A 16,078-nucleotide genomic window follows, 5' to 3' on the forward strand; every position below is an offset into this window, starting at 1 on the left:
TCAGCTCTTCTCGATTGAACCGATGGCGCCGCCGATGAAGACGGCGGCCAGGATGGTGAAGATGTAGGCTTGGATCAGGCCCAGCAGCGCCTCCAGCGCCATCAGCGGCACCGGTACCAGGAAGCCCGCCAGCGACAGCACGATGGCGATGACGAATTCCCCGCTCATCACGTTGCCGAACAGGCGCAGGACCAGGGACAGGGTGCGCGTCAGTTCCGACAGGATGTTGAGCGGCAGCATCCACCAGCGCGGATGCGCGAAGCCGGCCAGATAGGCTCGCCAGCCGCGCCGGCGGATGCCCAGCACCTGTACGGACCCGAACACGGCCAGCCCCAGGGCGATGGCCGTCTCCAGATGTGCCGTCGGTGCCCCCAGGCCGGGCACGAGCCCCATCAGGTTGCCGGTAGCGATGAACAGGAACAGCCCGCCCAGCAGTGGCAGGAACGGCCGGCTGTCGGTCTGCATCACCTGGTCCAACTCGCCGCGCAGGGTGCTGACCATGGCTTCCAGCGCGATGCCCGGCCGGCCCGGCCGGTCGCTGCCGACCCGCGCCGACAGCAGGGCACTCAGCAGGGTAAGGACCAAGCTGACCAACATGGCATGCAGCACAGGCCAGGTGACGGCAAAAGGGCCAAGGGTGAAGGCGACGGGTGCCGCGAACGGAGCGGAGAGTTCCATCATACCCTCTCGTGACGGCGCATCAGCAGGGGCCGGACCGCCAGGAACCCGGCCAGCAGCGCCAGCAGCGGAACCGCCCCCTGGCGCGCCGCCAGCACGAACAGCAGCGCCGTCCCCGCCAGCCGCCCCGCATGTAAACCCATGGCAAGGACCGCGCGGCCACTGGCATAGAACCGGCTGTTCAGCGCTAGCAGGTGGAAGAACAGGAAGGCCAGCCCCGCCCCCACCGGCAGCCAGAGCCCGTTCCAGGCCAAGGTCTCAATTGTCATCCTGCTCCTCCGTGACGCGCCGCCAGGCCGCCCAGCAGCCGATCCCGATACCCGTGAACAGCAGCGACAGGGTCCAGAAGCGTCCGTCGCCGTCACCGTCCAGCCAGCGGCCCAGAAACAGGCCGGCCAGCGGCGGCAGCACGATCATCCAGCCCAGCGTACCGATCAGGGCCAGGGTGGCGCCCAGCCCGCGCCGGGTCTCCGCCGCCGCGCGTTCCCGGTCGCGCCGGGCGCGGCGGATGGGGTCCAGCAGATCGGGATCGTTCATGGCTGCCCTCCCCCGTCTGTTCGCTCTACGGCCACGCTGTCCAGCAGACGGTGCATCAGTGCCGCATGCAGTTTTTGCTCCGCGGCCTGGCTTTCGTCCCGCTGGAGCAGCAGTGCCGCCCGTTCCGCCTCCACCCGCGCGGCCAGCGGCGCCAGATCGTCGCCCACGGCCGCCTCAGGGCTGGTGATCAGCACGCCGTCGCGGTCCACCTGGAGCAGGCCACCGGCCACGGCCGCGTAAAGCATGCCGCCCCCGGTCGGTGTCAGGGCCAGGACCGATGGCGGCAGGACGGTAAGGAAGGGGGCGTGACCCGATCGGATGGCGAAGGCGCCGCTATCGTCGCGCGCCGACAGCTGGGCGATGTCGGCCCGGTCCAGGATCGTGGCCAACGGGGAGAGGATGCGCACCCTCATGCCGTCCCTCCCGCCTTCTCCCGCGCGCGGGCGTCGGCCAGGGTTCCGGTCATATAGAGCGACGCCTCGGCCCAGCCGTCGGTTTCGCCGGCCAGGATGGCCTCGCAACCGGCCAGGGTCTCTTCGATGTCCACACTGACGCCGCTTCGGCCCGTGAAGCTGCCCGTGACGTGAAAGGGCTGGGTCAGGAAGCGCAGCAGGCGCCGGGCCCGCGTCACCGTCTGCCGGTCGGCGGCCGACAGCTCGTCGATGCCCAGCAGCGCGATGATATCCTCCAGCGCCCGATACTGGGCGATGGCGGACCGCACGGCCCCGGCCACATCATAGTGGCGTTGGCCCACCATGCCCGGGTCCATCAGCCGGGCGGTCGAGGCCAGCGGGTCCACCGCGGGATAGAGCCCCTCCGCCGCCACGGCCCGTGAAAGCACCACGGACCCGTCCAGATGGCTGAACAGCTCGGCCACGGCCGGATCGGTGAAATCGTCGGCGGGGACGTAGACGGCCTGGATGGCGGTGATGGCGGCGCCAGAGACCGACGCGATGCGTTCCTCCAGCATGCCGATCTCGCCCGCCATGGTGGGCTGGTAGCCGACCCGGGCCGGCATGTGGCCCAGCATACCGGCAATCTCCGCCCCTGCCTGGACGAAGCGGAAGACATTGTCCATCAGCAGCAGCACGTCGCGGCCCATGGCGTCCCGGAAATACTCGGCCTGGGTCAGGGCCGTCAACCCTGCCCGCCAGCGGGCTCCCGGCGGTTCGGCCATCTGGCCCAGCACGATGGATGTCCGTTCCAGCACCCCCGACCCGCGCATGTCGTCCAGCAGTTCAGCCGCCTCGCGCGAGCGCTCGCCGATCCCGGCGAAGACCGACAGCCCGCCATCGCGCTCTACCACCGTGCGGATCAGTTCCATGATCAATACGGTCTTGCCGACCCCGGCTCCGCCGAACAGCGCGGTCTTGCCGCCGCGCGCCAGGGGGGCCAGCAGGTCGATGATCTTGACGCCTGTCCATAGCGGCGCCAGGCGCGCATTGCGCCGCGCCAGGGGTGGCGAGAGACGGTGGATGGGCCAGCGAGGCGCGTCGCCGACAATGGGTGGGCCACCGTCCAGTGGCCCACCCATGACATCGACGACCCGGCCCAGCAATGCCGGTCCCACCGGCACGTTCAGGCCGGCGCCCGTGCGCCGTGCGCTGTCGCCCCGGCGCAACCCGGCCGTCCCGCCCAGCGCTACGGTCCGTACCAGATCCGCCGACAGGTGGGTCCGCACCTCCGCAGGCACGCCGTCCCCGATTAGGATCAACTCATCAATAAAAGGCGATCCGTGGGGAAAGGCGATGTCCACAACCGATCCCCGGATCGCCCGGACGGTGCCGGATAACCGACCTTCGAACGTCTCTGGAGTGGGGTTGTCAGGCATTCTCTTCGCCGAGTTGCAGCAAGTTGGAACCGGACGTCTGGCGGGCCCTGGATATCCGGAACGTCGCGGGGAGGGCTCCGGTCCTTCGGAACCGTTCTCCCGCCAGGGTCGCTCGGGAAAAAAAACACCGCATTGCGCGAAATCAATCGGCATCGCTGAATTGCAGGATAGTGGCTGGAATTCATCCGCTTCAGTTCGGGCGTCGGCCGCATCCGTCTTGTCACAGGTCAAGGTCGGAACAGCCAAGCTGTTCCGCAGGCGGCAGAGATGCACGCCTGCGGAGCGGCCGTCGGTCAGGTGTAGGCCACGGCACTGATTTCGATCAATTGGTCGGGAAAGACCAAGCTTGGTACGCCGAGACAGGTTCCGGCGACCCGGTGCGTGCCCAGATATTCCTTGAACAGCGTGATGCACTCGCCGAAATCCCGCTGTGGATCTGTCAGGTAGATTTCCATATAGGCGATGTTCGATCTGGACACGCCATAGCCGGCCAGCACGCGATCCAGATTCGACAAGGTCTGCCGGGTCTGCGCCTGGATGTCGCCGGGGCCGACGAATTCTCCCTGCATGTCATGAGAGAACTGGCCGGAGATGTGGATGGTGCCGTTCACGGCATAGGCCTGGGTAACGCCGAATTCCTTTTCCCACGAGACGCCGTGATCGAAAGTGCGGACGATGTTGGTCATGATGTTGTTTCCGTTGGCTTGACAGGCCGCGACAGCGCCCGGGGACGGGCGGCGGCTTCCCGGACAGTAAGGGAATATTTGTTGAACGGATTTCCCCACTGATCGGATTTAATGCCATATGGGGATACAAAGTCCCTTCTGCCCGTTGATATCTCTTATTGCCATATAATGAAATATTTCATTATATGAAAGAAATGACATTGGAAAGCCGGGGTGTGGCATGCTGCGGGCAAACATGAACGACATCCTGGTTTTCATGGCTGTTGTGGACGCCGGCAGCTTCGTGGCGGGTGGACGTTCCATGGGACTGACGCGGTCGGCCGCCGGTAAGGCCGTTGGGCGGTTGGAGGGGCGGCTGGGCATCCGGCTGCTCAACCGGACCACGCGCAGTTTGGCCCTGACGGACGAAGGTCGCGTCCTCTATGACCGGGGGCAGCAGATCCTGTCGGCCATCGACGATGCCGAGGCCAGCGTTGCCAGTCCCGCCGGCACGCCGCGGGGCGTCCTGCGCATGACGGTTCCGGACGCTTTCGGGCGTTTGATCGTGCTGCCCCTGCTGGCGAAATTCCTGCGGACCTGGCCTGATATCCAGGTGGAGGTGAGTTTCAGCGACAGGGTCGCCGACCTGCTGGAGGATGGTTTCGATCTTGCTGTCCGCATCGGGCTCAGTAGCCCCGACAACCGGCTTGTCTCCCGCGTCATTGCCAAGTACCGGGCCGTCCTGTGTGCCAGCCCGGCCTATCTGGCTGCCCGGGGTCGGCCCGAATGTCTGGACGATCTGGTGGCGCATGACTGCCTTTATTTCAGTAGCGGGTCACGTCGTCAGGCCTGGCGGTTTCGTGACGCGGACGGCACCTGGGCGCGCGCGCAAGGGCGCAGCCGGTTGCGATTGGACAGCGGGGAAGCGATCCGGGATGCTGCCTTGGCTGGCCTGGGCATCGCCTTCCTGCCGGATTTCCTGGTGGCCGGCCATCTGGCAGCCGGCCGCCTGAGTCAGGTGCTGCCCGACCTGGAGATGGACGACGTGTCCATCGTCACCCTTTACCCCACCAAGCGCTTCCTGGAGCCGCGCGTCCGGCGCTTCATCGACCTGATGGTCGCGGAACTGGGCGGCTGACCTTCATCCTTTCAAAATTGCGGAGACCATCATGTTGCAAGCCGTCAACCGGCCTGGTGCCCGTCCCAATCCCGTCCATAGTCAGGGCATGGTCGCCACCGGCATGCGCACGCTCTATGTGGCGGGGCAGGTCGGCATCGACGGGGAAGGGGTCGCCGCCGACGGGATCGAGGCGCAGACCTGTGCAGCGCTGGCCAATGTGGAGGCTGTACTGACGGCCGGCGGCATGGCCATGGCGGATGTCGCCAAGCTGACCGTCTACCTGACCCGTGAGGAGGATGTGGCAGGCTTCCTGCGGGCCTTTACCCCCGCCCTGCCGTCGCCGCCACCCGCCGGTACGCTGGTTTTCGTCAAGGCATTGGCCTCACCCCGCTATCTGGTGGAGATCGAGGCCATCGCCGTGCGCTGAGGGTCAGCTGACCTTCTGCCGGTGATAAGGATTGTCGGGGTCGGGCAGGCCCCGCAATTCCCGCAGGCTGGGCACGAAGAAGTCGGGCAGAAGGTCGATATCGTCTGTGCCCGGTGGGGCGTAAGGTGACAGATCGGCGTGGTCGTGTGCGCGCAGGATCTCATCATCAATGAAGAAGTTCCCCGTCGTCTCCGTCGCGGGTGCGGTGAGGATCAGGTGGGCGGCGTCGGCCATGATCGCGGGCGAGCGCAGGGGACGGCCATCCTCGGCGGGTTTGAATTCGGCCATGGCGGCGGTGTCGATGGCCGTGCGCGGCCACAGCGCGTTGACGCCGACCCTGCCGCGATATTCCCCCGCCACGCCCAACACCACCAGGCTCATGGCATATTTGGCCATGCTGTAGGCGACATGCGGGGCAAACCAGCGTTCCTGCATATGCAACGGCGGGGAGATCGACAGGATATGCGGGTTCGGGGCCCGCAGCAGATGCGGCAGGCATTTCTGCGTGACCAGGAAGCTGCCCCGCCCGTTAACGCCATGCATCAGGTCGAAGCGCTTCATGGGCGTGTCCAGGATGCCGGACAGCTTGATGGCGCTGGCATTGTTGATGCAGATGTCGATGCCGCCGAAGGTGTGGGCCGTTTGCGCCACCGCCTGTTCCACCTGCGCCTCGTCACGGATGTCGCACAGGATGGGCAGCGCCTTGCCGCCCGCCGCGCGGATGGTGTCGGCGGCCGTGTGGATGGTGCCGGGAAGGGTGGGGTGCGGTTCCGCTGTCTTGGCGGCGATGGCGATATTGGCGCCATCGCGCGCGGCCCGCAGCGCGATGGCCAGCCCGATGCCGCGCGAGCCGCCGCTGATGAAAAGCGTCTTGTTTTTCAGGGAACGGGTCATGAAAGCCTCTTGAATTGGAAAGAATCACCAGCCGCCGGTTTCCAGCCAGGCTTCCGCCATGGCGAACCGGTCCGATCCCCAGAACGCCTCTCTGTCGATGACCAGGGTGGGGGAGCCGAAGATGCCGGCGGCCATGGCATCGGTCGTGACGGCCCTGGGCGCCTCCCGGAACGCCTCGCTGTCCAGCGCCTCTGCGGCGTCCCGGCGGGGCAGGCCGTTCGCTTTGACGATGTCCAGCACGGTATCGGCGTCGGCGATGTCGCGCGCTTGCGACCAGTGTGCGCGGTAGAGCGACAGGACCAGTGGCTCCACCTTCTCGGGCGCCACGGTCTTTGCCCACAGCACGGCGCGGGCTGCCTTCAGGGGGGAGAAGCCGAAGCGCGCATCGGGGGCCAGATGCAGGCCGTGGAAACGCAGCGACCGGCCGATATCGTGCTGCATATAGGGACCCTTCAACGGGGTCTGCAACGGTTGCGGCAGGCCCATCGCCCCGATCACCGTCATTTTCAGCAGGATCGGCCGCCAGTCCACGGCCCGGCCGAACCGGCGGGCCAGCGGTCCCACCCGCTCGGCCCCGATCCAGCCATAGGGGGAGATGAAATCGAAATAGAAACCCAGCGCCGCCGCTCCGTCCTGCACGTCGGTCACCCGTTCGACAGCAGGTCGCGCAGGACATATTTCTGCACCTTGCCCGACGCGGTCTGCGGGAACGCCTCCATGAAATGCCAGCGCCGGGGCACCTTGTACCCGGCCAGCCGTTCGCGGCAGAAAGCCTCCAGCCCGGCCGGGTCGGCGGCCCCGGGTGCCGTCAGCAGGACGCAGGCCGCCACGCTTTCCCCCATGTCCCGGTCCGGCAGGCCGACCACGGCCACGTCCCGGATGGCCGGGTGGGTCATCAGCACATCCTCCACCTCACGCGGATAGATGTTCTCTCCCCCGCGGATGATCATGTCGCGCAGGCGGCCCAGCACGCGGCAATAGCCCTGTTCATCCATGCTGCCGATGTCGCCGGTGTGCAGCCAGCCATCGGCATCGATCGCCGTCGCCGTTGCGTCGGGCGCATTATGGTATCCGATCATGATGCCATAGCCCCGGCCGCAGATTTCGCCGGACACACCCAGAGGGACGATATCGCCTGTCACCGGGTCCACGATCTTCACCTCCGTCTGCGGCAGGGGGCGGCCCACGGTTTCGACCCAAACGGGGTGGGCATCATCGACCGCCGTATGGGTCAGATAGGGCGATGCCTCTGTCTGGCCGAAACCGATAGCGACCTTAACGCCAAGGACAGTCTGCGCGTTGCGGACCAGTTCCGGCGACACCGGCGCCCCGCCCAGCGTGACCAGCCGCCAGCTTGACAGGTCACGGGGCCGCCGGGCCTGCTCCTCCAGCATCCGGATCAGCATGGTGGGCACGCAGATCATCGTGGTGCCGCGTTCCTGTTCGAACAGGTCCAGCAGGAGGCCGGCATCGAAGCCTGGGGCCAGCACCTGCGTTCCCCCCGTCTGCAGCGCGCCCAATGTCGCCAAGCCGCAACCTGCGGTGTGGAACATTGGCATGGCGTTGATCCAGACGTCGCCAGCGCCGGCCCCGATGGCGTGTGCATAAAGCCGGCCATTGTTGGCCAGCCCGCGATGGGTCAGGCAGGCGCCCTTGGGGAAGCCCGTCGTGCCCGACGTGTATTGGATCTGCGCCACCGCGTTCGGGGATATGGCGGGCAGGGGGCCGTCCTGCGCGGAAGACAGGAACGCATCCCAGGTCGACAGCGGGATCACGCGTGTCAGTCCTGGCAATGACGGCCGCACGCTGTCGACCAGTTCGCACAGGTCGCGCCCGCGATAATGATCCTGCACGATGATGCCACGGGCCTGCGACTGGTCCAGCACATAGGCCAGTTCCTTGGCCAGATAGGCCGGGTTGACGGTGACCAGCACCAGCCCCGCCAGCGCCGCGCCATATTCGATCAGCACCCATTCCGGCCGGTTGCCGGCCCAGATCGCGACATGCTGCCCCGGTTCGAAATGGCGGAGCAGGGCGCGTGCCACCCTTTGCGCGTCGGCGGCCAGTTCGTTGAAGGTCCGGCGCCGCCGCGCTCCTGGATCGACCTGCCCGTCGATCAGTGCCACGGCGTCGCCATGGATGCGGGCGGCCCGCCGCAGAGCGGTCCCGACCGGCTCCTCAATCAGCGGCACGGAGCGGTCGGCGGGGCAGTAGGAGGATGTCAGAAGACGGGTGCCATAGGGCCGGTCCGGCATGGTGGGATCTCCCTTTCTTCAGGGTTCCTGGTCGCTGTCCCTCCTATGCGGGCAAATGGCGGATGTGTCAAATATGAAATTTAGTGCAAATAGTGAAATTCCAGGCGGATCGCTATTGCCTGATCCTGAAATCCGGATATTTCATTATATGAACATCGTACATATATTGACACATCAACCCTGAGGCCGGATAGTGGCCGCAACAACAAGCGGCGGCGATGACCGCCCGCGATCGGAGGAAGTAATGAACAAGGGGATGCAGTTGGCTGCCGGCCACCGTCGGCGGTTGAGCCCGGTTGCTGTCGGCACGATGCTGGGTCTGGCCCTGCCCATGTTGGCGCAGGCGCAGCAGCCGGCCGAACAGGCCGGAAATGAACCGGAGCTGCTGGAAATCGTCGTCACCGCCCAGAAGCGTGAACAGCGCCTGCAGGATGTCGGCCTGACTGTCACCGCCTTTGACGGTGATCTGCTGGCCAACCAGGGTGTGAATGCCGTCACCGATCTGGCGAAGATGGTTCCCGGCCTGGACGTGACGCCCAGCCCCAGCGGTTCCCCGGTTTATACATTGCGCGGCGTCGGCTTCTTTGAAAGCTCGCTGAGTTCCGCCCCGGATGTGGCGATCTATCTGGATCAGGTGCCGCTGGCGATCCCCGCCTTTTCTGCGCTGACCGCCTTCGATCTGGAGCGGGTGGAAGTGCTGAAGGGGCCGCAGGGTACGTTGTTCGGCACCAACGCCACCGGCGGCGCCATCAACTTGATCGCAGCCAAGCCGACGCGGCAGGCGCAAGGCGGCGTCAAGGCCGACTATGGCCGCTTCAACACGGTGCGTCTGGACAGTTTTGCCAGCGGGCCGATCACCGATGACCTGAACGGCCGCGTGGCGGTGAAGCTGAACCGGGGTGATGCCTGGCAGCGCAGCTATACCCGCGATGACAAGTTGGGTGAACTGGACGATGCCGCAGGCCGCGTGCTGCTGGACTGGCAGGCGTCGGACGCGCTGCGCGTCGAACTGAACCTGAATGGCTGGCTGAACCGGTCCGACCCGCAGGCGCCGCAACTGGCCCGCCGGACCCTGCCGGCCGATTTGCAGGCCCCCATCGGGTCTTCAGGCTTTGGTGGCACGGTGACGGCGGCGCTGCCGCTGCTGGCATTGCCCGCTGCTCCGCGCGATGCGCGGGCCGCCAACTGGTCGCCCGATTACCGCCCCTATCGTGACGACCGCTTCTATCAGGCAGCGCTGAACGTCAATGTCGACCTGACCGACGATATCGCCCTGACCGCCCTGACCGGCTACAGCGACCTGCGCCAGCGCAAGGCGTCATCCTATTCCGGCACCGATCTGCCGGCCTTTGATCAGGCGTCCAACGATGCCGATGCCGACGATCTCAGCCAGGAACTGCGTCTGGCCAGTACCGATGCCGGGGCGTCGCTTCGTTGGATGGTCGGCGCCAATTACCAGCGGACGGGTAGTTACGAGAATATCGATGCCATCTATCCGCAGGCATCGACCGGAACCCGCGACGGCTTCACCGCCAATAGCTTCGACAGCCGGCAGGTCTTCAAGCAATGGGCGGCCTTCGGCAATTTGGAATATGATGTCGCGGACAACCTGACCCTGAAGGCCGGTATCCGTTATTCCGACAGCAAGCGGACGGCCGTCAACCGCGCCTATGATACGCCGGGCTATGTCGAGCCGAACCCCAGCAGTCCCGGCCTGACACGGTTCTTCAACATCGTGATGCCGGCCGTCTATGTCCCGATCTTCTGTCCGAGCGTGACATTCACGCCCGTGGTGCCGGGGAAGTCTATCTCCATCAACCCGGACACCTGTGTGTCGGGCGACTATCACGGCACCTTGAAGGAAGACAATATGCCGTGGAGCCTGGGGCTGGATTTCAAGCCGATGGATGGTCTGCTGCTTTATGCCAACGCGTCGCGCGGGTTCAAGGGCGGGGCCTTCCCCATCGCCAATGGCGCCTCGCAGGAACAATATTATCCGGTGCCGCAGGAGAAGCTGACGGCCTATGAGCTGGGGTTCAAGTCGAACCTGGCCGATAACCGCATCATCCTGAACGGTGCCGCCTTCTATTACGACTATGCCAACAAGCAGACGCGCGGCAAGACCGTCGATCCGTTGTTCGGCGCCCTGGAACAGTTGGTCAGCATTCCGAAGTCGCGCACATATGGCGCTGAGCTGGACCTGACCGCCGTACCCACCCGCGGCCTGACCCTGCGCACCGCCGTCACCTGGCTGGATGCAAAGATCAAGACCTATGACGGGATTGTCGGCGCGACCAGCGTCGGCGGCCTGCTGTTCCCGACACGGGCGTCGTTTGCCGGCACGACCCTGCCTTTCGCCTCGGAACTGGCCCTGGCGGCCAGCGCGGACTATGAATTTGCCCTGGATGATCAGCGCGATGCCTTCCTGGGTGCCAGCCTGCGGACACAGAGCAAAAGCTACGGCTCGCCACAGTTGTCCGCGCAGGATCGGCTGGATGCGCGCATCGACGCTTACACGACACTGGACCTGCGCGCCGGGGTGAAGGCGGGCGATGACAGTTGGACTGTCTCCGTCTGGGGCCGCAACGTCACCAATACTTTCTACTGGACCAACAGCCTGCGGGCCTTCGACACCATCGTCCGCTACACGGGCCGGCCGGCCGAATATGGTGTCACCCTGGGCTATAATTTCTAAAAAATGCGACGAGGAGGGAACGACATGTCAATCGCGCGCGGCATCCCGGTCCGGGACACGATCCTGTGGGTCGAGGATACGGGGGAGGCGGACCTGCCGGTGATCTTCTGCCTGCATTCGTTATGGCTGGACGGGTCGATGTTCGATGCGCTGGTCACGGCGGCGGCAGGCCGGTTCCGCGTTGTCCGCCCGGATTTCCGGGGGCAGGGCAGCAGCGCCCCGCACACCGGCGATGTGGTCGATATGGATTGCTGCGCCGACGACATGAACGCCCTGATCGACCTGCTGGGCCTGCGGTCGATGCATCTGGCCGCCGCGTCGATGGGCGGTGATGTGGCGGTGCGGATGATCGCCCGGCGGCCCGACCTGTTCGCGTCGCTGGCCATGCTGGGATCGTCGGTGCGGGCCGAGCAGCCGGACCAACTGGCGCATTTCACCGCCTGGCTGGAGGGGGCGCGGCGCACCGGCTTCGTGGGTGACAACCTGGATGTGCTGATGTCCATCATGTTCGGGGCCACGACGCGGGCACGGGCCGACGCACAGCCGATGCTGACGCCCTGGCGCAACATGCTGGAACTGACACCCGCGTCGCGCTGGCCGGCGCTGATGGGGGTGCTGAACCGCAGCAGTGCGGTCGACCTGCTGTCGGACATCCATTTGCCGACCCTTGTCGTTTCCGGCGCGGAGGATATCGCCCGGCCCCCGGATTGGGGGCGTGAGGTGGCCGACGGCATTCCCGGTGGCCGGCAGATCGTGCTGGAAGGGGTGGGCCATACCCCCATCCTGGAAGCCCCTGACAGGGTCATTCCCCTGGCGCTCCGCTTCTTTGCGGATGCGATTGCCCGATAGGAGCAATTTCGATGATCTTCGATGGCGCCTACACGATGACCATTGCCGGCCAGCCGATGGTCAGTGACAAGACCCTGCCCGTGATCAATCCCGCCACAGAGCAGGTGATCGCCCAGGTCCCGGATGCCAGCCGGGCGCAACTGGACGCAGCGGTGGCGGCCGCGAAGGCGGTCTTTCCCGCCTGGGCCGCCCGACCAGTGGCGGAGCGCCAGGGGCTGGTAGCCCGGATTGGCGATTGCCTGGAGGCCAACAAGGACGCTTTCTCCGCCTTGCTGACGGCGGAACAGGGCCGCCCCCGCGCCGGGTGCGATTGGGAGGTGGCGACCTGCGTCGACTGGTGCCGTGCCGTGTCCGGCTTCACCCTGCCGGTGGAGGTGCGGGAGGAGGCGGGTAGGCGGGTGGAAATCCGCCATACGCCGCTGGGCGTCGTGGGTGCCATCACGCCCTGGAACGCCCCCATCCTGATGGCCATCTGGAAAATGGCGCCAGCCCTGCTGGCGGGTAATACGCTGGTCCTGAAGCCCTCGCCCTATACGCCGCTGACCACGCTGCGTTTGGGGGAGTTGCTGCGGGATGTGCTGCCGCCCGGCGTTGTGAACATCGTCACTGGCGGCAATGATCTGGGCCAGTGGATCACCGATCACCCGGACATCGCCAAGGTATCCTTCACGGGATCGACGGCGACGGGCAAGCGGGTGATGGAAAGTGCGGCCCGCACCCTGAAGCGCGTGACCTTGGAGATGGGCGGCAATGATGCCGGCATCGTCCTGCCCGATGTCGATCCCAAGGCGGTGGCCCCGGCCCTGTTCTGGGGCGCCTTCTTCAACAGCGCCCAGGTCTGTGTGGCGATCAAGCGGCTTTATATCCATGCCGATATCTATGATGATGTGGCGCGGGAACTGGTGGATTATGCCCGAAGCATCCGCATCGGCGACGGGTCGATGCAGGGCAGCGACCTGGGCCCCGTCCAGAACCGCATGCAGTTCGAGAAGGTGCGCAGCCTGATCGAACAGACCAGGGCGGAGGGCCACCGTTTCCTGATCGGCGGCGACGTGCCGGCGGGGCCGGGCTATTTCATTCCCGTCACCATCGTGGACAATCCGCCCGAGGATGCACGGGTGGTGACGGAAGAAGCGTTCGGCCCCATCCTGCCGCTGCTGAAATATGATGATATCGAGGATGTGATCCGCCGCGCCAATGACAGCGAGACCGGCCTGGGCGGTTCCGTCTGGTCCAACGATATCGACCAGGCCCGCCGTATCGGGCAGCGGTTGCAGACAGGCACCGTCTGGATCAACGAGATGTTCGCCTTTTCCCCGCATGCGCCCTTCGGTGGCCACAAACAATCGGGCGTGGGTGTGGAGCATGGCATGGCCGGCCTGTTGGAATTCACCAATATCCAGACCATCACCAGCCGGCCGCTGGCCGCCGCCGGCTGAGGGAGCATCGATATGTGTGATATCTGCACGCCCGAAATCGGCGAACTTCTGAAGGACTCCCCCCGGAACTGGGGCAAATGGGGACCGGAGGATGAGGTCGGGTCCCTGAATTACCTGCAGGCGCTGCAGGTGCTGGGTGCCTTGGCGTCGGTACGATCGGGCAAGCTGTTTACCCTGCAGGTGCCGATGGCCGACCCGAAGGGCGATCCGGTCTGGCCCGGACGACGGGGGGCCGAACGGTACCAGATCATCGACGAGGGCCACTGGATCAGCGGCAAGGGGCCCCAATTCCCCGGCGGCCAGCATTATGCCGACGACGCCATCTCCGCCTATCTGCAAGGCTCCACGCAATATGATGCGCTGGGCCATGTCTGGTACGACGGGCAGCTTTATAATGGCTATGACGCCAAGACCACCATCGGCGGGTTGCAGAAGGCCAGCGTCCAGGCCATCGCCGAACGCGGCGTGGTGGGCCGGGCCGTGCTGCTGGACATCGCGCGGCTGCGGGGCAAGCCCTATCTGGACAAGGGTGAGACCTTCAGCCACGAAGACCTTTTGGCCGCCGCCGCCGCGCAGAAGACGGAGATCCGCAAGCGCGACATCATCGTCATCCGCACCGGCTTCATCGAATCCTATTACAGCGCCGGGGCCAGCGCCTTCTTCGCCGATTTCGTGGAACCGGGCCTGACCTATTCCCCGGAACTGGTGCGCTGGTTCCACGAGATGGAAATCCCCAATCTGGTCACCGACACCATGGCTAACGAGGTGACCGTCGATCCCGTCAGCGGCGTGATGCTGCCGCTGCATGGCGCGCTGATGCGCAATCTGGGCGTGGCGTTCACGGAGCTGTGCGACCTGTCGAAGCTGGCGGCCGACTGCGAAAATGACGGACAGTATGATTTTCTCTACGTCGCCGCTCCCCTCAAGGTCGTCCATGGTACAGGCGCCCCGGTCAACCCCGTGGCCATCAAGTGATCCGGGCCGCCCGACAGCATGGCAGCGACGGACGATCGGACGAAGGAAGCCAATATGACTGACAAGGATGTGAAGGCCGATGTCGGCCGGCCTGTCGCCATCGTCACCGGCGGATTGCAGGGGCTTGGCCTTGGCATCGCGCAGGAACTGCTGGGGTCCGGCTTCAACGTCGCCATCATCGATCTGGCGGCACACCCGGACCTGCCCGCCGAATTGTCGGACGCCGCCGGGCAGGGGGGCGTCTGGCGCTATTATTCGCTCGACATTGCCGATATCGATCGGCACGGGGCCGTCGTCGCCGCGATCGAGGCAGATTTCGGCCGTCTGGATTGTCTGGTCAATAATGCCGGGATCGCCGCCCGCCCTCTGACCGACATTCTGGAACTGGACGCCGCCGCCTTTGACCGGTCGGTTGACGTCAACCTGCGCGGGACCTTCTTCCTGACCCAGGCCTTCGCGAACCGGCTGATGGCCAGCGGGCCTGCCGAACCGGGATGCTACAGGTCGATCATCACCATCACCTCCATCGCGGCGGAGGTGGTCTTTACCGATCGTGCGCAATATTGCGTGACGAAATCCGCCCTTTCCATGGTGACCAAGCTGTTCGCCGCCCGGCTGGCGGCCAGCTTCATTCATGTCCACGAAATCCGGCCCGGATTGATGCAGACGCCGATGACGGCCACTGTCGGCAAGGAAACGATCGATACGCTGATCGGTGGCGGTCGGGTTCCGATTCCGCGCTGGGGGCTGCCGTCGGATGTCGGGCGGACCGTCCTGTCATTGGCGTCCGGTGCTGTTCCCTATACGACGGGGCAGGCGTTCTGGGTCGCCGGCGGCCTGAATATCCCCCGTATTCTCTGACCGTTTGCGCTCGACCGCCCGCATTCGATACGCCATTCCAAGCGAATGTGTTTTGATTTATGTAGGTCGCATGGAAAACGGCTACACCCTTCAGACTGTCGAACGCGCGCTCTCCTTTCTGGAGTTCGTCGCCGCCGCGCCGCAACCGCCCAGCATCCGCGATGTCTCCAAGGCGCTGAAGCTGAACATCACCACCTGCTACCATCTGCTGCGCACCCTGATGGCCCGTGGCTATATCGAGCGCAACGATGATGGCGGGCTGGAACTGGGCGATGGGGTCGGTGTGCTGGCCAGCGGCTATCGCCGGTCGCAAAGCACGGAACAGTCCCTGTCCGACATTGTCCGCCGCCTGTCGGCCCAGACCCTGGAAACCTCGTTCCTGTCTTTGCGGGAAGGGAACAATGTGGTGCTGAAGGTGCTGGTCGAAGGCTCGCAGAAGCTGCGCGTGTCCGGCCTGTATGTGGGCCTGAAGGGGCACGAATATCGCCGCGCCTCGGGCAAGGCGGTGCTGGCCCATCTGGATGAGGCATCGCGGGAGGCGATGCTGGCCGAAGCCCTGATCCCCCTGCCGGAGCGACAGCGCAAGAGCGTTGTGAAGGCGCTGGAGAAGGAATTGCCGCAGATCCGGGTGCGGGGCTGGTCCGCCGATGACGGTCAAACGGAGGACGGCATCATCGCCGTCGGCGCCCCCGTCTTCGACGCGGCCGGCACGGTGCTGGGGGCGGTGGGCATCGTCACCCCCACCTTCCGCATGGACAAATCGCGCGAGGCGTTCATGGATGCCGTGATGTCGGCGGCAGCGGAGGCGACCCGGCTTCTGGTTGAGAAGAACTGACACCCGGCCGCTGCGAA

Annotated in this window: 17 protein-coding genes; 8 read left to right on the forward strand and 9 right to left on the reverse strand. The window is 65.5% G+C overall.

Going from position 1 to position 16,078, the window contains the following annotated elements:
- From atpB to AC1Q7F_RS28805, 6 genes are all read right to left on the reverse strand, one after another.
- Complete coding sequence (gene atpB / locus AC1Q7F_RS28780) at positions 1-678, reverse strand: F0F1 ATP synthase subunit A (RefSeq protein ID WP_492512003.1); 678 nt, start codon at positions 676-678, stop codon at positions 1-3.
- The gene (locus AC1Q7F_RS28785) at positions 678-947 is read right to left on the reverse strand and encodes an N-ATPase subunit AtpR (protein ID WP_492512004.1); all 270 of its coding nucleotides are present in this window, start codon (positions 945-947) and stop codon (positions 678-680) included. The genes atpB and AC1Q7F_RS28785 overlap by 1 nt, the downstream gene beginning before the upstream one ends.
- On the reverse strand, positions 937-1,215 hold the full coding sequence (locus AC1Q7F_RS28790) for an AtpZ/AtpI family protein (protein WP_492512005.1): 279 nt from the start codon (positions 1,213-1,215) through the stop codon (positions 937-939). The genes AC1Q7F_RS28785 and AC1Q7F_RS28790 overlap by 11 nt, the downstream gene beginning before the upstream one ends.
- Positions 1,212-1,628: a hypothetical protein gene (locus AC1Q7F_RS28795; protein WP_492512006.1), complete on the reverse strand. Its 417-nt coding sequence runs from the start codon at positions 1,626-1,628 to the stop codon at positions 1,212-1,214. Before AC1Q7F_RS28795 ends, AC1Q7F_RS28790 begins: the two co-directional genes overlap by 4 nt.
- Positions 1,625-3,046 (reverse strand): F0F1 ATP synthase subunit beta, encoded by a 1,422-nt coding sequence (atpD, locus tag AC1Q7F_RS28800; protein WP_492512007.1) that lies wholly within the window; start codon positions 3,044-3,046, stop codon positions 1,625-1,627. The genes AC1Q7F_RS28795 and atpD overlap by 4 nt, the downstream gene beginning before the upstream one ends.
- 293 nt (positions 3,047-3,339) lie before the next feature.
- On the reverse strand, positions 3,340-3,732 hold the full coding sequence (locus AC1Q7F_RS28805) for a RidA family protein (RefSeq protein WP_492512008.1): 393 nt from the start codon (positions 3,730-3,732) through the stop codon (positions 3,340-3,342).
- A 220-nt stretch (positions 3,733-3,952) separates the two neighbouring features.
- Between AC1Q7F_RS28805 and AC1Q7F_RS28810 the strand changes: the two genes are divergently transcribed.
- On the forward strand, positions 3,953-4,849 hold the full coding sequence (locus tag AC1Q7F_RS28810; protein ID WP_492512009.1) for a LysR family transcriptional regulator: 897 nt from the start codon (positions 3,953-3,955) through the stop codon (positions 4,847-4,849).
- Between the two features lie 31 nt (positions 4,850-4,880).
- Positions 4,881-5,258, forward strand: coding sequence for a RidA family protein (locus AC1Q7F_RS28815; RefSeq protein ID WP_492512010.1), 378 nt, complete (start codon positions 4,881-4,883; stop codon positions 5,256-5,258).
- A gap of 3 nt (positions 5,259-5,261) precedes the next feature.
- Here the strand turns inward: AC1Q7F_RS28815 and AC1Q7F_RS28820 are convergent, their stop codons facing one another.
- Genes AC1Q7F_RS28820 through AC1Q7F_RS28830 form a run of 3 tightly spaced genes read right to left on the reverse strand, consistent with a single transcriptional unit; the run spans position 5,262 to position 8,407 of the window.
- On the reverse strand, positions 5,262-6,152 hold the full coding sequence (locus tag AC1Q7F_RS28820) for an SDR family oxidoreductase (protein ID WP_492512011.1): 891 nt from the start codon (positions 6,150-6,152) through the stop codon (positions 5,262-5,264).
- A 24-nt stretch (positions 6,153-6,176) separates the two neighbouring features.
- On the reverse strand, positions 6,177-6,791 hold the full coding sequence (locus AC1Q7F_RS28825; protein WP_492512012.1) for a 2-hydroxychromene-2-carboxylate isomerase: 615 nt from the start codon (positions 6,789-6,791) through the stop codon (positions 6,177-6,179).
- Between the two features lie 5 nt (positions 6,792-6,796).
- Positions 6,797-8,407: an AMP-binding protein gene (locus AC1Q7F_RS28830; protein ID WP_492512013.1), complete on the reverse strand. Its 1,611-nt coding sequence runs from the start codon at positions 8,405-8,407 to the stop codon at positions 6,797-6,799.
- A gap of 244 nt (positions 8,408-8,651) precedes the next feature.
- On the opposite strand from AC1Q7F_RS28830, the gene AC1Q7F_RS28835 reads away from it, so the two are divergent.
- The 6 genes from AC1Q7F_RS28835 (at position 8,652) to AC1Q7F_RS28860 (ending at position 16,061) form a co-directional block, all read left to right on the forward strand.
- Complete coding sequence (locus tag AC1Q7F_RS28835) at positions 8,652-11,102, forward strand: TonB-dependent receptor (protein WP_492512014.1); 2,451 nt, start codon at positions 8,652-8,654, stop codon at positions 11,100-11,102.
- A gap of 24 nt (positions 11,103-11,126) precedes the next feature.
- Entirely contained in the window at positions 11,127-11,951 is an 825-nt protein-coding gene (locus tag AC1Q7F_RS28840; RefSeq protein ID WP_492512015.1) for an alpha/beta fold hydrolase, read from the forward strand.
- Positions 11,952-11,962: 11 nt separating this feature from the next.
- Entirely contained in the window at positions 11,963-13,390 is a 1,428-nt protein-coding gene (locus AC1Q7F_RS28845) for an aldehyde dehydrogenase family protein (protein ID WP_492512016.1), read from the forward strand.
- A 12-nt stretch (positions 13,391-13,402) separates the two neighbouring features.
- Entirely contained in the window at positions 13,403-14,365 is a 963-nt protein-coding gene (locus AC1Q7F_RS28850) for a cyclase family protein (RefSeq protein ID WP_492512017.1), read from the forward strand.
- 54 nt (positions 14,366-14,419) lie between these two features.
- Entirely contained in the window at positions 14,420-15,226 is an 807-nt protein-coding gene (locus AC1Q7F_RS28855; protein WP_492512018.1) for a 3-ketoacyl-ACP reductase, read from the forward strand.
- Between the two features lie 70 nt (positions 15,227-15,296).
- Positions 15,297-16,061: an IclR family transcriptional regulator gene (locus tag AC1Q7F_RS28860; protein WP_492512019.1), complete on the forward strand. Its 765-nt coding sequence runs from the start codon at positions 15,297-15,299 to the stop codon at positions 16,059-16,061.
- Positions 16,062-16,078: the final 17 nt, after the last annotated feature.

It is taken from the genome of Niveispirillum sp. GW835-FHT14G11, from assembly GCF_058793615.1.

Bases quoted from the DNA above. Each gene is read 5' to 3' on its own strand.
- AC1Q7F_RS28840 (WP_492512015.1), top strand. From the start codon at position 11,127: ATGTCAATCGCGCGCGGCATCCCGGTCCGGGACACGATCCTGTGGGTC.
- AC1Q7F_RS28790 (WP_492512005.1), bottom strand. From the start codon at position 1,215: ATGAACGATCCCGATCTGCTGGACCCCATCCGCCGCGCCCGGCGCGAC.
- AC1Q7F_RS28860 (WP_492512019.1), top strand. From the start codon at position 15,297: ATGGAAAACGGCTACACCCTTCAGACTGTCGAACGCGCGCTCTCCTTT.
- atpD (WP_492512007.1), bottom strand. From the start codon at position 3,046: ATGCCTGACAACCCCACTCCAGAGACGTTCGAAGGTCGGTTATCCGGC.
- AC1Q7F_RS28810 (WP_492512009.1), top strand. From the start codon at position 3,953: ATGCTGCGGGCAAACATGAACGACATCCTGGTTTTCATGGCTGTTGTG.
- atpB (WP_492512003.1), bottom strand. From the start codon at position 678: ATGGAACTCTCCGCTCCGTTCGCGGCACCCGTCGCCTTCACCCTTGGC.
- AC1Q7F_RS28850 (WP_492512017.1), top strand. From the start codon at position 13,403: ATGTGTGATATCTGCACGCCCGAAATCGGCGAACTTCTGAAGGACTCC.
- AC1Q7F_RS28815 (WP_492512010.1), top strand. From the start codon at position 4,881: ATGTTGCAAGCCGTCAACCGGCCTGGTGCCCGTCCCAATCCCGTCCAT.
- AC1Q7F_RS28785 (WP_492512004.1), bottom strand. From the start codon at position 947: ATGACAATTGAGACCTTGGCCTGGAACGGGCTCTGGCTGCCGGTGGGG.
- AC1Q7F_RS28855 (WP_492512018.1), top strand. From the start codon at position 14,420: ATGACTGACAAGGATGTGAAGGCCGATGTCGGCCGGCCTGTCGCCATC.
- AC1Q7F_RS28835 (WP_492512014.1), top strand. From the start codon at position 8,652: ATGAACAAGGGGATGCAGTTGGCTGCCGGCCACCGTCGGCGGTTGAGC.
- AC1Q7F_RS28805 (WP_492512008.1), bottom strand. From the start codon at position 3,732: ATGACCAACATCGTCCGCACTTTCGATCACGGCGTCTCGTGGGAAAAG.
- AC1Q7F_RS28845 (WP_492512016.1), top strand. From the start codon at position 11,963: ATGATCTTCGATGGCGCCTACACGATGACCATTGCCGGCCAGCCGATG.
- AC1Q7F_RS28830 (WP_492512013.1), bottom strand. From the start codon at position 8,407: ATGCCGGACCGGCCCTATGGCACCCGTCTTCTGACATCCTCCTACTGC.
- AC1Q7F_RS28795 (WP_492512006.1), bottom strand. From the start codon at position 1,628: ATGAGGGTGCGCATCCTCTCCCCGTTGGCCACGATCCTGGACCGGGCC.
- AC1Q7F_RS28820 (WP_492512011.1), bottom strand. From the start codon at position 6,152: ATGACCCGTTCCCTGAAAAACAAGACGCTTTTCATCAGCGGCGGCTCG.